The sequence below is a fragment of the Shigella sp. FC1661 genome, assembly GCF_001712525.1.
Taxonomy (GTDB): Bacteria; Pseudomonadota; Gammaproteobacteria; order Enterobacterales; family Enterobacteriaceae; genus Escherichia; species Escherichia coli.
The window spans coordinates 1-12,324 of the sequence record NZ_MDGW01000026.1 but is presented as its reverse complement, the minus strand read 5'-3'; the positions used below and the strand labels follow the sequence as shown (position 1 = coordinate 12,324).

General features: G+C 48.8%; 19 protein-coding genes and 1 pseudogene. 12 read left to right on the top strand and 8 right to left on the bottom strand.

Features of this window, described 5'->3' with window-relative positions; all coding sequences use genetic code 11:
* Positions 1 to 123, bottom strand: a 123-nt coding sequence (locus tag BFF42_RS02210) for an IS3 family transposase (protein WP_005083954.1), incomplete at its 3' end; no start/stop codon positions are given.
* Positions 124 to 194: 71 nt separating this feature from the next.
* On the opposite strand from BFF42_RS02210, the pseudogene BFF42_RS02205 reads away from it, so the two are divergent.
* Positions 195 to 449, top strand: a pseudogene (locus tag BFF42_RS02205) (integrase core domain-containing protein); the annotation flags it as partial.
* On the opposite strand, the gene BFF42_RS02200 reads toward BFF42_RS02205, so the two are convergent.
* The 4 genes from BFF42_RS02200 to BFF42_RS02185 are packed head-to-tail and all read right to left on the bottom strand — an operon-like array spanning position 420 to position 1,597.
* Positions 420 to 656 carry a DUF4754 family protein gene (locus BFF42_RS02200; protein ID WP_000514280.1) on the bottom strand — a complete coding sequence of 79 codons (237 nt, stop codon included), beginning with the start codon at positions 654 to 656 and terminating at the stop codon, positions 420 to 422. The pseudogene BFF42_RS02205 and the gene BFF42_RS02200 sit on opposite strands and share 30 nt — an antisense overlap.
* A gap of 11 nt (positions 657 to 667) precedes the next feature.
* The gene (locus tag BFF42_RS02195; protein WP_000158971.1) at positions 668 to 955 is read right to left on the bottom strand and encodes a hypothetical protein; all 288 of its coding nucleotides are present in this window, start codon (positions 953 to 955) and stop codon (positions 668 to 670) included.
* A 10-nt stretch (positions 956 to 965) separates the two neighbouring features.
* Complete coding sequence (locus BFF42_RS02190; RefSeq protein ID WP_000917812.1) at positions 966 to 1,304, bottom strand: DUF4761 family protein; 339 nt, start codon at positions 1,302 to 1,304, stop codon at positions 966 to 968.
* Positions 1,305 to 1,318: 14 nt separating this feature from the next.
* Complete coding sequence (locus BFF42_RS02185; RefSeq protein ID WP_001151410.1) at positions 1,319 to 1,597, bottom strand: hypothetical protein; 279 nt, start codon at positions 1,595 to 1,597, stop codon at positions 1,319 to 1,321.
* A 96-nt stretch (positions 1,598 to 1,693) separates the two neighbouring features.
* On the opposite strand from BFF42_RS02185, the gene BFF42_RS02180 reads away from it, so the two are divergent.
* The 10 genes from BFF42_RS02180 to selO all read left to right on the top strand — a co-directional run bounded on the left by BFF42_RS02180 (position 1,694) and on the right by selO (position 9,384).
* Positions 1,694 to 2,002 carry a helix-turn-helix domain-containing protein gene (locus BFF42_RS02180; protein WP_000904672.1) on the top strand — a complete coding sequence of 103 codons (309 nt, stop codon included), beginning with the start codon at positions 1,694 to 1,696 and terminating at the stop codon, positions 2,000 to 2,002.
* 49 nt (positions 2,003 to 2,051) lie between these two features.
* Positions 2,052 to 3,029 (top strand): phage integrase, encoded by a 978-nt coding sequence (locus BFF42_RS02175; protein ID WP_419722589.1) that lies wholly within the window; start codon positions 2,052 to 2,054, stop codon positions 3,027 to 3,029.
* Positions 3,030 to 3,031: 2 nt separating this feature from the next.
* A complete protein-coding gene (locus tag BFF42_RS02170; protein ID WP_000668483.1) occupies positions 3,032 to 3,394 on the top strand; it encodes a hypothetical protein in 363 nt (120 codons plus the stop codon).
* Positions 3,394 to 3,831, top strand: coding sequence for a hypothetical protein (locus tag BFF42_RS02165; protein ID WP_000829983.1), 438 nt, complete (start codon positions 3,394 to 3,396; stop codon positions 3,829 to 3,831). Before BFF42_RS02170 ends, BFF42_RS02165 begins: the two co-directional genes overlap by 1 nt.
* Positions 3,832 to 4,039: 208 nt before the next feature.
* The gene (gene btuC / locus BFF42_RS02160; protein ID WP_000956508.1) at positions 4,040 to 5,020 is read left to right on the top strand and encodes a vitamin B12 ABC transporter permease BtuC; all 981 of its coding nucleotides are present in this window, start codon (positions 4,040 to 4,042) and stop codon (positions 5,018 to 5,020) included.
* 62 nt (positions 5,021 to 5,082) lie between these two features.
* Positions 5,083 to 5,634, top strand: a complete 552-nt coding sequence (gene btuE, locus BFF42_RS02155) for a bifunctional thioredoxin/glutathione peroxidase (protein ID WP_001154174.1) — start codon at positions 5,083 to 5,085, stop codon at positions 5,632 to 5,634.
* Positions 5,634 to 6,383 (top strand): vitamin B12 ABC transporter ATP-binding protein BtuD, encoded by a 750-nt coding sequence (btuD, locus tag BFF42_RS02150; protein WP_000029465.1) that lies wholly within the window; start codon positions 5,634 to 5,636, stop codon positions 6,381 to 6,383. Before btuE ends, btuD begins: the two co-directional genes overlap by 1 nt.
* Positions 6,384 to 6,460: 77 nt before the next feature.
* Positions 6,461 to 6,925, top strand: a complete 465-nt coding sequence (locus BFF42_RS02145; protein ID WP_001209786.1) for an NlpC/P60 family protein — start codon at positions 6,461 to 6,463, stop codon at positions 6,923 to 6,925.
* Between the two features lie 246 nt (positions 6,926 to 7,171).
* Positions 7,172 to 7,885 carry an anti-FlhDC factor gene (ydiV, locus tag BFF42_RS02140; protein ID WP_039059362.1) on the top strand — a complete coding sequence of 238 codons (714 nt, stop codon included), beginning with the start codon at positions 7,172 to 7,174 and terminating at the stop codon, positions 7,883 to 7,885.
* 62 nt (positions 7,886 to 7,947) lie between these two features.
* Positions 7,948 to 9,384, top strand: coding sequence for a protein adenylyltransferase SelO (selO, locus tag BFF42_RS02135; protein WP_000175717.1), 1,437 nt, complete (start codon positions 7,948 to 7,950; stop codon positions 9,382 to 9,384).
* A 3-nt stretch (positions 9,385 to 9,387) separates the two neighbouring features.
* On the opposite strand, the gene hemP is transcribed toward selO, so the two are convergent.
* From hemP to ppsR, 3 genes are all read right to left on the bottom strand, one after another.
* On the bottom strand, positions 9,388 to 9,579 hold the full coding sequence (hemP, locus tag BFF42_RS02130; protein ID WP_012421553.1) for a hemin uptake protein HemP: 192 nt from the start codon (positions 9,577 to 9,579) through the stop codon (positions 9,388 to 9,390).
* 131 nt (positions 9,580 to 9,710) lie between these two features.
* Entirely contained in the window at positions 9,711 to 10,757 is a 1,047-nt protein-coding gene (aroH, locus tag BFF42_RS02125) for a 3-deoxy-7-phosphoheptulonate synthase AroH (RefSeq protein WP_001082223.1), read from the bottom strand.
* A 156-nt stretch (positions 10,758 to 10,913) separates the two neighbouring features.
* Positions 10,914 to 11,747 carry a posphoenolpyruvate synthetase regulatory kinase/phosphorylase PpsR gene (gene ppsR / locus BFF42_RS02120; RefSeq protein WP_000368051.1) on the bottom strand — a complete coding sequence of 278 codons (834 nt, stop codon included), beginning with the start codon at positions 11,745 to 11,747 and terminating at the stop codon, positions 10,914 to 10,916.
* 290 nt (positions 11,748 to 12,037) lie between these two features.
* Between ppsR and BFF42_RS02115 the strand changes: the two genes are divergently transcribed.
* The coding region (locus BFF42_RS02115; protein ID WP_000567737.1) for a transposase at positions 12,038 to 12,324 on the top strand (287 nt) is incomplete at its 3' end.

Here is a 12,324-nt window from a genome sequence, read left to right as displayed (position 1 = left end):
TCTTGTCATTGTGGAAAGGCCAACATCCATAGCTTTGGCGGCATCTGCCACCGTGTATTTCTGGTCAACAACCAGTTGAGCGGATTCGCGTTTAAACTCTGCGCTAAAATTTCTTTTTTTCATTGGAGCACCTGTGTTGTTCTGAGGTGAGCATATCACCTCTGTTCAGGTGGCCAAATTCAGTGTGCCACTTCAAACCGAAGAACACGGCGGTGCGGAGTCCGGAGAGTAACGGAATAGCAGAGAGCTTCGTGAAAACGATAAAGCGTGACTACATCAGTATCATGCCCAAACCAGACGGGTTAACGGCAGCAAAGAACCTTGCAGAGGCGTTCGAGCATTATAACGAATGGCATCCGCATAGTGCGCTGGGTTATCGCTCGCCACGGGAATATCTGCGGCAGCGGGCTTGTAATGGGTTAAGTGATAACAGATGTCTGGAAATATAGGGGCAAATCCACTGCGGCACAGATCAGCTCGGAAAGTTCGTTAAGTGCATCCAGATCATCAGCGTAAAAAGCCACGTCATACAGACTTCGGATTGCTCTGGTCAATGAGTCACGGGCCGCACGTTCAGCATGAGCGCCTGATGCACTTAAGCGAAAATAAAAACGCTCAAGTGCTTTGTTAATGAGAGTTTTATATTCTTTGCCCATCACAACGCCCTTTAATCTGCTTTCTGTATTTCAGCTTCTGAATCCATACAAATAATTTCGATATAGGGTTCATCGCCATTAACCTGGCGTGCCTTTTCAGCTTCGCTAATGATTTCTCGTACGGTCTGGTACGGAAGTTCCACAAGCAGTCGCGTGCCGTTCAGATAAACGTAAGTGGCTTCGTCGGCTCCGTTTTTACCCGCCGGAGTCACTCCGTCAATAGCGGATGCACGTAATAACAGTTCACCGCGAAAATCAATAAAACGGATAAATACACCTTGTGCATGGTCTTTGGTCATAAAGCACCTGTTATAAATCAGTCTGTTTAATAAAACTTTGCCCGCGAAGCAGACGATCAATCGTGCGAAGTGCTTCGTATAATGTGAAATCCTGCCCGCACTGATTGTCGCCACAGCTCAATGCAAAAATGCGGTTTCCGGTAAACGGATTGCGTGGGCATTTGTGGATCACGATTCCAGCTTTCTCAATCAGCCAGGTGTGCTCGCCGATTTGTTTTACTGGGTAGCCATCCTGCGTTGCGTGTGTATCACTCAGGCTGTAGCGGATGTTGCTGCGTGATGCACTGGTAGTGAAACGGTTAGCGTGGCGTTCTGTTCCGGTACGAAAATTACGGCGTTGCTTCAGCATAAAATGACACCTCGTTATTTTGTCATCTGCACGTATTTTTCTGCGCTCCTGATTGTTTTCAGGAAAAGAGCGAAGAGATTTACTGTGCGTCTTGAGTTCTTTTCATCTTGGTTGATGGGAATTGAACCTCTGTCAGCCTGTCTTTTCACTGTGTTAACAGCTTGGTTGGTACGCTTTGCGTAATCTTTCAGGCTTTCTTCAAGTACTGGTAACCCATGCTCATCGCGGTAGGGATAGAACGCTGCTAAACGCTCAAAGTCTGCCTGTTCGTGTGTGTTCAGGACTTTTGCCATGTGTGATAACCTGCGCTATCTGTGGTTGTTTGTGACTTGGTGTGCTTATAAGTACACCTTGTGCGCAAGCTTAGTGTACTTATAGGGACACTGTCAATGCTTATCGGTGAAAAAATTAGAGTGATTCGTGAATCAGAGGATTTAACGCGCGAAGAATTTTGCGGCCTGATTGATGTGCCTATCGGCACTTTGCGTCGTTATGAAACGGGGCGGATTGAAAACATAGGGGGCGAAGTGCTTATCAAGATTGTTAATCACCCTCGCTTTTTTAAGTACATGAATTGGCTTATGACGGGAAAAACAAATGAGGCTGCTGGGCAGATCAGTCCCTCTCTCTCCCCTGATGGGCCAGAAAACACATCGTCTTCTCAAAAATCCCGCAAGACTGGTACACAGCCCGGCTAATCATAGAACGCTGGGGGCATGGTGGTCTTGTAACGCTGGGGTTTCACGAATGAGCATAAAATCAATTCTGGGAGGGTATCTTCTTGACATGTGCCCTGAGGGGCGTAAAGGCAAACGCATTCGCAAAAAATTTAAAACGAAATCGGATGCAGTTTTATATGAGCGGTGGGTGCTGGCGCAACAGCATAACAATGAGTGGAAAGGAAACTCTATTGATCGCCGTCCTCTGTCAGTGCTTATTGACTTGTGGTGGAAATACCACGGCCAGCTAATGAAGTCAGGGCATAACACGCGCCTTAAATTGCTGCGCTTGAGTGAAGCAATGGATGACCCGTGCGTGCATAAACTTAATACAACGATGCTCACCGAGCTACGTGTGTCCAGGATAGAGCAGGGGATACAGCCCAGCACCATAAATCGAGAGATTGGGGCGTTAAGCGCGATGTTTACCGCACTCATCTCATCCGGCCATTTTCTTAACGATAACCCCGTTCAAGGCCTTAAAGGAATGAAGGTTAAGGAGCGCGAAATGGGATATCTGAGTAAGTCTGAATGTGTTCAGTTGCTGGATGCACTGGCTGAAAATCCCGATGAACGACTGGCTGTCGAAATCCTTCTGTCGACCGGGGCGCGATGGGGCGAGGTAGCGGCACTGGAGCAGCGCCGTGTTCTTCATTGTCGAATCACTTTTTCAAAAACGAAGAACAGCAAAAACCGTACCGTTCCTATTTCTGAAAGCCTGTTTGAAAAGATCAAAAAACGGGGCGGGAAACTGGTGTTTCCGACGCTGGATTATTCATTGGTTCGCGATGTCATCAAAACGGTCGCACCTGATGTTCCTGACGGCCAGGCTGTTCATGCGCTGCACCACACCTTCGCCAGTCATTTCATGATGAACGGCGGCAATATTCTGACGCTCCAGAAAATTCTGGGGCACGCAAAGATTCAGACAACGATGATTTATGCCCATCTTGCGCCGGATTACCTGCAGGATGCGGTGAGGTTTAATCCACTAGGAGGTGCTTAAGAGTGAAGTTTCATTTAGATGAACTTAAAAGAATGGCAACGCTCGATAATTTTGCGCGTTTTCTCAATGAGTCGTCTACGAATGAAAAATGTTTGTCGTGTGGCGATACGGATATGTACATGTATTTGACGAATATTGTTGAGGTGGGGCCTGAGCCGAAAACTGCTGAGGAGTGTGATTTAGGCACTTTTGTTATGCTTGATTACATCGGTCCATTTACTGGGTATCCGGGATATGAGGGACATGATCGGGAAAATATCCATAACTATGAATTCCGACTTACCTGTAACAGATGTGGGTTTGTTCATCGTTACTCGGCCCGGGCCTTTATGAACTGGGTAGGCAAGCAGGGTGATGAGAAGTGATGGCAGAGAATGTTGCACATATTTCGCGGTTCAGAAAAAAGAAAGAGAATGCCTATAATGTATCCAACAACCAAGTAACAGGAAGTGGTAATGATGGAGGTGATGGCATGAATGACGACCTTGAACGGCGGGTCAGTTGCCTGGAAAGTGATGTGACTGAAATCAAAAACAACCTGATTACTCTCACTACAAGAAGCGAATCCTTTGCTACCAAATCTGATGTACTGGAGATTCGCGAAGGGTTGAGGCTTGAGATGGCAGAATCGCGCCAATCCCTGAAGTCTGAGATGGCTGATTTACGCCAGTCTCTGAAAGTTGAGATGGCTGAGCATCGTACTGAACTTCAGAAATCATTTGCAAATCAGACTTGGTTACTCACAGGTATTGTCCTGTCTGCGATGGCCGTGCTTGTGGCTGTGGTTACTGTTATTAAGTAAATTTATGGCGGCGATATGATCCACAAAGTGACCACATCCCTGTTATTTGTTGTGGTTGGCTGTGTTTTTGTGTGTCTGTAAGTCTTTGATAATTATCTAACTTGTTGATTTTTACTTGTGTTTATGGCCGCTCTGCGGCCTTTTTTCTTTTCACTGTCGAAGAGTCACCGTAAAATCAACGCCATGACACTTCAGCAGAACGGATACCATGCTGACACTTGCCCGCCAACAACAGCGACAAAATATTCGCTGGTTATTATGCCTGTCAGTTTTGATGCTGCTGGCGCTTCTCTTAAGCCTTTGCGCCGGTGAACAATGGATCTCGCTAGGTGACTGGTTTACTCCTCGTGGCGAACTGTTCGTCTGGCAAATTCGCCTGCCACGTACGCTGGCTGTATTGCTGGTTGGTGCGGCGCTGGCTATATCCGGCGCTGTAATGCAGGCGTTGTTTGAAAATCCTCTGGCAGAACCTGGACTACTTGGGGTCTCTAACGGCGCAGGCGTGGGGCTTATCGCCGCGGTATTGCTTGGGCAAGGGCAACTCCCCAACTGGGCGCTAGGGCTGTGTGCGATTGCTGGCGCGCTTATCATCACTTTAATACTCTTACGTTTCGCCCGTCGTCATCTTTCGACCAGTCGGTTATTGCTGGCTGGCGTTGCATTAGGGATTATCTGTAGCGCACTAATGACGTGGGCTATCTACTTTTCCACCTCTGTTGATTTACGTCAGCTGATGTACTGGATGATGGGCGGTTTTGGCGGCGTAGACTGGCGGCAAAGCTGGCTGATGCTGGCATTGATCCCCGTGTTGTTGTGGATCTGTTGTCAGTCCAGGCCGATGAATATGTTAGCACTTGGCGAGATCTCGGCGCGGCAACTGGGTTTACCCCTGTGGTTCTGGCGCAATGTGCTGGTGGCCGCGACCGGCTGGATGGTTGGCGTCAGTGTGGCGCTGGCGGGTGCTATCGGCTTTATTGGTCTGGTGATCCCACATATTCTTCGGTTGTGTGGTTTAACCGATCATCGCGTATTACTTCCCGGCTGCGCGCTGGCAGGGGCGAGCGCATTGCTGCTGGCCGATATTGTAGCGCGCCTGGCATTAGCTGCCGCAGAGCTGCCTATTGGCGTGGTCACCGCAACGTTGGGTGCGCCGGTGTTTATCTGGTTATTGTTAAAAGCAAGACGTTAGCCGCAAAAAGACGGTCTATGATTAAAAGCTAAGATTTTTACTGACCACACCCAGGAGAAACGATGCAAGATTCCATTCTGACGACCGTAGTGAAAGATATCGACGGTGAAGTGACCACGCTGGAGAAGTACGCCGGTAATGTGCTGTTGATTGTCAATGTCGCCTCAAAGTGTGGCTTAACGCCGCAATATGAGCAGTTGGAGAATATTCAGAAAGCCTGGGCCGATCGAGGTTTTGTGGTGCTGGGATTCCCGTGCAACCAGTTTCTGGAACAAGAACCGGGCAGCGATGAAGAGATTAAAACTTACTGTACCACCACATGGGGGGGGACGTTCCCGATGTTCAGTAAGATTGAAGTTAACGGCGAAGGACGCCATCCGCTGTATCAAAAATTGATTGCCGCAGCGCCGACCGCAGTCGCGCCGGAAGAGAGCGGATTCTATGCCCGTATGGTCAGCAAAGGTCGTGCACCGCTGTACCCTGATGATATTTTATGGAATTTTGAGAAATTTTTAGTTGGCAGGGACGGATTGGTCATCCAGCGTTTTTCCCCGGATATGACGCCGGAAGACCCCATTGTGATGGAAAGCATTAAACTGGCGTTGGCAAAATAATGTCTATTGTGATGCAGTTACAGGATGTTGCGGAATCTACCCGCCTGGGGCCACTTTCTGGCGAGGTTCGGGCTGGGGAGATCCTGCACCTGGTGGGGCCGAATGGCGCGGGTAAGAGTACCTTGCTTGCACGAATGGCCGGAATGACCAGCGGTAAGGGAAGCATTCAGTTCGCGGGGCAACCCCTGGAAGCATGGTCCGCAACAAAACTCGCGCTGCATCGCGCCTATCTTTCACAACAGCAGACGCCGCCGTTTGCAATGCCGGTCTGGCACTACCTGACACTGCATCAGCACGATAAAACGCGTACCGAACTACTGAATGATGTCGCAGGGGCGCTGGCTCTTGATGACAAACTCGGTCGTAGCACCAATCAACTTTCCGGCGGTGAATGGCAACGCGTACGTCTTGCTGCGGTGGTGTTGCAAATCACACCACAAGCCAATCCCGCAGGCCAATTGCTGCTTCTTGATGAGCCGATGAACAGTCTTGATGTTGCGCAACAAAGTGCGTTAGACAAAATTCTGAGCGCGCTGTGTCAGCAAGGACTGGCGATTGTGATGAGCAGTCACGATCTCAACCACACGTTGCGTCATGCGCATCGGGCGTGGTTGCTAAAAGGTGGAAAAATGCTGGCCAGTGGACGCAGAGAAGAGGTGCTCACGCCGCCAAATCTGGCGCAGGCCTATGGGATGAATTTTCGCCGTCTGGATATCGAAGGTCACAGAATGCTGATTTTGACCATCTGATTTCATTAGTATCTTGAAAATCGGGTAATTACGACGCTAAATTAATGCAAGAATAAAAAACAGAGGAACCGTACGGAATGCGTTTCTGCCTTATTTTGATCACAGCACTGTTTCTGGCCGGGTGTAGCCACCATAAAGCACCGCCGCCAAATGCCAGACTTTCTGATTCGATTACCGTTATTGCCGGTTTGAACGACCAGCTACAAAGCTGGCATGGCACGCCGTATCGTTATGGTGGCATGACGCGGCGCGGTGTGGACTGTTCGGGATTTGTGGTTGTGACGATGCGCGATCGTTTCGATTTGCAGCTGCCCCGTGAAACCAAACAACAAGCCTCTATTGGCACGCAAATTGATAAAGACAAGTTGCTGCCAGGTGACCTGGTCTTTTTCAAAACGGGGTCCGGACAAAATGGTTTGCATGTAGGTATTTACGATACCAACAACCAATTTATCCACGCCTCTACCAGCAAGGGAGTGATGCGTTCCTCACTTGATAATGTCTATTGGCAGAAAAATTTCTGGCAGGCGAGACGAATCTAGTATGTCGAAAAATGGACGGCGATGATACATCGCCGTCCATTTACTCCTGAATACAGTAGTATTTTGCAGACAAAAATTCCGTAAATGGATTATTCGTTTATAATCAGGATAATCTAAAAAAAGGACCCCTGAAAAAGTGGTTAACATGGAACAAATGAAAGTTACTCCTTCTGTAATTGTTATGTCTTATGGCCTCATCCCTTTTAGCCGGATACTGAAAAACATCCTTCGAGAGGGACGGTTACCATGAAGATTTTTTTGGAGAATCTTTATCATTCTGATTGCTATTTCCTGCCGATAAGAGATAACCAGCAAGTCCTTGTCGGCGTTGAGTTAATTACCCATTTCTCCAGTGAAGATGGCACGGTGCGTATCCCGACGAGTCGGGTTATAGCGCAACTTACCGAGGAGCAACATTGGCAATTATTTTCAGAGCAGTTGGAATTACTAAAATCATGCCAACATTTTTTTATTCAACATAAACTCTTTGCCTGGCTTAATTTAACGCCACAAGTGGCTACATTATTATTAGAGAGGGATAATTACGCAGGCGAACTATTAAAATATCCGTTTATTGAACTGTTGATTAATGAGTATTACCCGCATCTCAATGAAGGAAAAGATAACCGCGGTCTTTTATCCTTATCGCAAGTGTATCCCCTTGTGTTAGGTAATTTGGGAGCAGGCAATAGCACAATGAAAGCGGTTTTTGATGGTCTTTTCACCCGCGTCATGCTGGATAAAAGTTTTATTCAGCAACAAATCACGCACCGCTCCTTCGAACCGTTTATTCGTGCGATCCAGGCGCAAATTTCCCCTTGTTGCAATTGCATCATTGCGGGAGGCATTGATACGGCAGAAATATTGGCACAGATTACCCCCTTCGATTTCCATGCTCTCCAGGGATGCCTGTGGCCTGCCGTTCCCATAAATCAGATAACGACGTTGGTTCAGCGATAACCCTTCTGTTTGCTGGTGTTTAAGACGAGAGTAACCGTCTACACTATCAAACAGGAGGATCTATGACCCTGTCTTTTGTTACCCGCTGGCGCGATGAATTGCCAGAAACCTATACAGCACTTTCCCCTACGCCTTTAAATAATGCCCGGCTGGTTTGGCATAATACCGAACTGGCTAACACGCTGAGTATTCCATCGTCGCTGTTTAAAAATGGCGCAGGTGTCTGGGGCGGCGAAGCCCTACTGCCTGGTATGTCACCACTGGCGCAGGTTTACAGTGGTCATCAGTTCGGCGTCTGGGCGGGCCAACTGGGTGATGGGCGCGGCATTTTACTCGGCGAACAACTGCTTGCTGATGGCACTACAATGGACTGGCATCTGAAAGGTGCTGGCCTGACGCCTTATTCGCGAATGGGTGATGGACGGGCGGTTTTACGTTCGACGATACGAGAAAGTCTCGCCAGTGAGGCGATGCATTATCTGGGCATTCCGACGACCCGCGCGTTAAGTATCGTCACCAGCGATTCGCCAGTGTATCGGGAAACGGCGGAGCCAGGCGCGATGCTGATGCGTGTGGCACCAAGTCATCTGCGCTTTGGTCATTTCGAACATTTTTACTACCGCCGCGAGTCGGAAAAGGTTCGTCAGTTAGCTGACTTTGCTATTCGTCATTACTGGTCACATCTTGAAGATGATGAGGACAAATACCGTCTCTGGTTTAGCGATGTTGTCGCACGTACCGCGTCGTTAATTGCCCAATGGCAGACGGTCGGCTTTGCACATGGGGTGATGAATACCGACAACATGTCGCTGCTGGGACTGACGCTTGATTACGGGCCGTTTGGTTTTCTTGATGATTACGAACCCGGTTTTATTTGTAATCACTCGGATCATCAAGGGCGTTATAGCTTTGATAATCAACCTGCTGTCGCGTTGTGGAATTTACAGCGTCTGGCGCAGACATTGTCACCATTTGTTGCCGTAGATGCCCTGAATGAGGCCCTGGACAGCTATCAGCAGGTTTTGTTGACGCATTATGGACAACGGATGCGGCAGAAACTGGGCTTCATGACGGAGCAAAAAGAGGATAACGCGCTACTGAATGAATTATTCAGTCTGATGGCGCGAGAGCGCAGCGATTATACCCGCACATTCCGCATGCTGAGTCTGACCGAGCAGCACAGCGCGGCGTCACCGCTACGTGATGAGTTTATTGATCGTGCGGCATTTGATGACTGGTTTGCCCGTTATCGGGGGCGTTTGCAACAAGACGAGGTTAGCGATAGTGAGCGTCAGCAACTGATGCAAAGCGTTAACCCAGCTCTGGTATTGCGCAACTGGTTGGCGCAACGGGCGATTGAAGCGGCAGAAAAGGGTGATATGATGGAATTGCACCGCCTGCATGAGGCGTTGCGAAATCCTTTCAGCGACAGAGATGATGACTATGTCAGTCGTCCACCTGACTGGGGTAAACGGCTGGAAGTCAGCTGCTCGAGTTAAAGGCTACTTAGTTAACAGCAGCTTGCCAGCCTGAGTTTTACGGAGCAGATATTCTTGCCCGTCATGATCGATAATCAGTTTGCCATCCGGACCTAACAGTGTCTGGCTGGTAATTCGCCGGATGGGCTGCGGGGAAGCGGTCTTGTGATTGGCATCCGTTTCAGGCGTGAGTTTTCTGCTATCCGCATAACGCATAAAAATTAATAATAATTGATATAACAATGATTCTTATTATCAATATTATGGCAGGCCAGAGCAAGCAGTAATGTGTTGAGAAGACAACAAGTTGCGCAGAAATGCCCATCCCATCAGGAATGGGCACGCATTCAGAAGCGGGTATCTACCGCAGAGGCGAGTTTTTCGACCAGGCGTTCGGTATCTTCCCAGTCCAGACACGGGTCGGTAATGGATTGACCGTAAGTGAGCGGCTGACCGCCGACGATTTTTTGCGCTCCTTCGCGCAGGAAACTTTCCGCCATAATTCCAGCAATCGCCGTAGAGCCATTGCGGATTTGCTGACAAATATCCTCACAAACTTCTAACTGGCGACGGTGCTGCTTCTGGCAGTTACCGTGGCTGAAATCCACCACCAGATGTTCAGGTAAATCAAACTCGTGCAGCGTATCGCAGGCTGCGGCGATATCATCGGCATGATAATTCGGTTTTTTGCCGCCACGCATAATAATGTGGCCATACGGGTTGCCGCTGGTCTGATAGATGGTCATCTGACCATTTTTGTCTGGCGAGAGGAACATATGGCTAGCGCGGGCTGCGCGGATAGCATCCACGGCAATCCGCGTGTTGCCATCGGTACCATTTTTAAAACCTACCGGACAGGAGAGTGCTGAAGCCATTTCGCGGTGGATCTGACTTTCGGTAGTACGAGCGCCAATCGCGCCCCAACTGATTAAATCAGCAATAAACTGACCGGTCACCATATCGAGAAACTCAGTCGCGGTAGGGACACCCAGCTCATTTACCTGTAAAAGTAATTTGCGCGCCAGCTCCAGACCGTGATTTACCCGATAGCTGCCGTTTAAATCCGGATCGGAGATTAGCCCTTTCCAGCCGACAACAGTTCGTGGTTTTTCAAAATAGGTGCGCATTACGATTTCCAGCCGTGACTGGTACTGGTTGCGCAGCGACTGCAGACGGGTGGCGTACTCCATTGCAGCGGTGAGATCGTGGATCGAGCAGGGGCCAATAATGACCAACAGTCGCTTATCTTCACCATTCAGTATTTTTTCAATTCTGCGGCGGGAGTCGGTGACATGGGTGGCGACGCCAGGCGTTACGGGATACCGTAGCGCGAGTTCGGCGGGCGTTACCAGGCTCTCAATACGCGCAGTACGGAGTTCGTCAGTTCTGTTCATTACAAGTCTCAGAAATTTGTTGCTTCTACGGCAGGACTACCGGGAAGTGATGCGCATCACGATAAACCAATCGCAGCTGATTTCAAGTGCGAGGTGTGTCACACCTAGCCGGGTGGTTAGCATGATAACAAAAAAACAAATCAACGCACTAGTTCTCTAGTACATTCGGCGACTAAGGCCCATGATATCGAGGATCTTGGTGGCAATCTCTTCTACCGAATAATTGGTACTGTTAATCCACGGGATCTGATTTTTACGGTACAAGGCTTCCACTTCCGCGACTTCCATTCTGCACTGACGAAGCGAGGCATAGCGACTGTTCTCCCGACGTTCCTCGCGAATCGCCGCCAGACGTTCCGGGTCGATAGTCAGGCCGAACAATTTATGCTGAAGCGGTTTGAGCGACGCGGGTAGCACCAGATTATCCATATCGTCGGCAATAAAGGGGTAGTTTGCCGTGCGGATACCAAATTGCATTGCCAGATACAGACTGGTGGGGGTTTTACCACAGCGAGAAACACCGAGCAGGATCACCTGAGCCTGATCCAGATTGCGCAACGAAATGCCGTCATCGTGGGCAAGGGTGTAATCAATCGCCGCAATGCGCGCATCATATTTATTGAGATTATTAGGGTTAAGGCCATGGGTACGATGAGCAATCGGCGTTGGATCCAGTTTCATCTCTTGTTGTAGCGGGGCAACCAGCGCTTGAACGATATCCTGGCAAAAGCCTTCACTTTGCAAGATGATGGCGCGAATCTCCGGCAACACGATGGAGTAGAAGACCAGCGGGCGCACACCTGTCTGGTGATAAATTGCGTCAATCTGATCCTTCACTGCCCGTGCACGGCTCTCATTTTCGACAAACGGCAGCGTAATGCTGCTGATAGTGACGGGAAATTGTGACATTACTGCGTGTCCTAATACCTCCGCAGTTATTGCCGTACCATCAGAAATATAAAAAACGTGGCGATCAACAGCATTATCCATTTTGTTCTTCCCGTGATGCAGACATAATTCTATGAAAGCATAAATTAAAAACGCACAGAAGCGTAGGAGGTAATGTCTGGTTTATAAAATGAACCTTCAATTTTATTTTTTATGAAAACAGTATTTCATTTTTATGGTTTCGTTTATACCGATGGTTTATGTGGAAATTGTCGAATAGAGCAGGTTTGCGCAACGCTGGTAGACTGGCCCCCTGAATCTCCAGACAACCAGTATCACTTAAATAAGTGATAGTCTTAATACTAGTTTTTAGACTAGTCATTGGAGTACAGATGATTGATGTCTTAGGGCCGGAGAAACGCAGACGGCGTACCACACAGGAAAAGATCGCAATTGTTCAGCAGAGCTTTGAACCGGGGATGACGGTCTCCCTCGTTGCCCGGCAACATGGTGTAGCAGCCAGCCAGTTATTTCTCTGGCGTAAGCAATACCAGGAAGGAAGTCTTACTGCTGTGGCCGCCGGAGAACAGGTTGTTCCTGCCTCTGAACTTGCTGCCGCCATGAAGCAGATTAAAGAACTCCAGCGCCTGCTCGGCAAGAAAACGATGGAAAATGAACT

What these genes read in the sequence shown, in the direction of transcription:
- selO (WP_000175717.1), top strand. Translation starts at nt 7,948, where the DNA reads ATGACCCTGTCTTTTGTTACCCGCTGGCGCGATGAATTGCCAGAAACC.
- hemP (WP_012421553.1), bottom strand. Translation starts at nt 9,579, where the DNA reads ATGCGTTATGCGGATAGCAGAAAACTCACGCCTGAAACGGATGCCAAT.
- BFF42_RS02190 (WP_000917812.1), bottom strand. Translation starts at nt 1,304, where the DNA reads ATGCTGAAGCAACGCCGTAATTTTCGTACCGGAACAGAACGCCACGCT.
- btuC (WP_000956508.1), top strand. Translation starts at nt 4,040, where the DNA reads ATGCTGACACTTGCCCGCCAACAACAGCGACAAAATATTCGCTGGTTA.
- ppsR (WP_000368051.1), bottom strand. Translation starts at nt 11,747, where the DNA reads ATGGATAATGCTGTTGATCGCCACGTTTTTTATATTTCTGATGGTACG.
- BFF42_RS02175 (WP_419722589.1), top strand. Translation starts at nt 2,052, where the DNA reads ATGAGCATAAAATCAATTCTGGGAGGGTATCTTCTTGACATGTGCCCT.
- BFF42_RS02185 (WP_001151410.1), bottom strand. Translation starts at nt 1,597, where the DNA reads ATGGCAAAAGTCCTGAACACACACGAACAGGCAGACTTTGAGCGTTTA.
- BFF42_RS02145 (WP_001209786.1), top strand. Translation starts at nt 6,461, where the DNA reads ATGCGTTTCTGCCTTATTTTGATCACAGCACTGTTTCTGGCCGGGTGT.
- BFF42_RS02195 (WP_000158971.1), bottom strand. Translation starts at nt 955, where the DNA reads ATGACCAAAGACCATGCACAAGGTGTATTTATCCGTTTTATTGATTTT.
- ydiV (WP_039059362.1), top strand. Translation starts at nt 7,172, where the DNA reads ATGAAGATTTTTTTGGAGAATCTTTATCATTCTGATTGCTATTTCCTG.
- BFF42_RS02200 (WP_000514280.1), bottom strand. Translation starts at nt 656, where the DNA reads ATGGGCAAAGAATATAAAACTCTCATTAACAAAGCACTTGAGCGTTTT.
- btuE (WP_001154174.1), top strand. Translation starts at nt 5,083, where the DNA reads ATGCAAGATTCCATTCTGACGACCGTAGTGAAAGATATCGACGGTGAA.
- aroH (WP_001082223.1), bottom strand. Translation starts at nt 10,757, where the DNA reads ATGAACAGAACTGACGAACTCCGTACTGCGCGTATTGAGAGCCTGGTA.
- btuD (WP_000029465.1), top strand. Translation starts at nt 5,634, where the DNA reads ATGTCTATTGTGATGCAGTTACAGGATGTTGCGGAATCTACCCGCCTG.
- BFF42_RS02165 (WP_000829983.1), top strand. Translation starts at nt 3,394, where the DNA reads ATGGCAGAGAATGTTGCACATATTTCGCGGTTCAGAAAAAAGAAAGAG.
- BFF42_RS02180 (WP_000904672.1), top strand. Translation starts at nt 1,694, where the DNA reads ATGCTTATCGGTGAAAAAATTAGAGTGATTCGTGAATCAGAGGATTTA.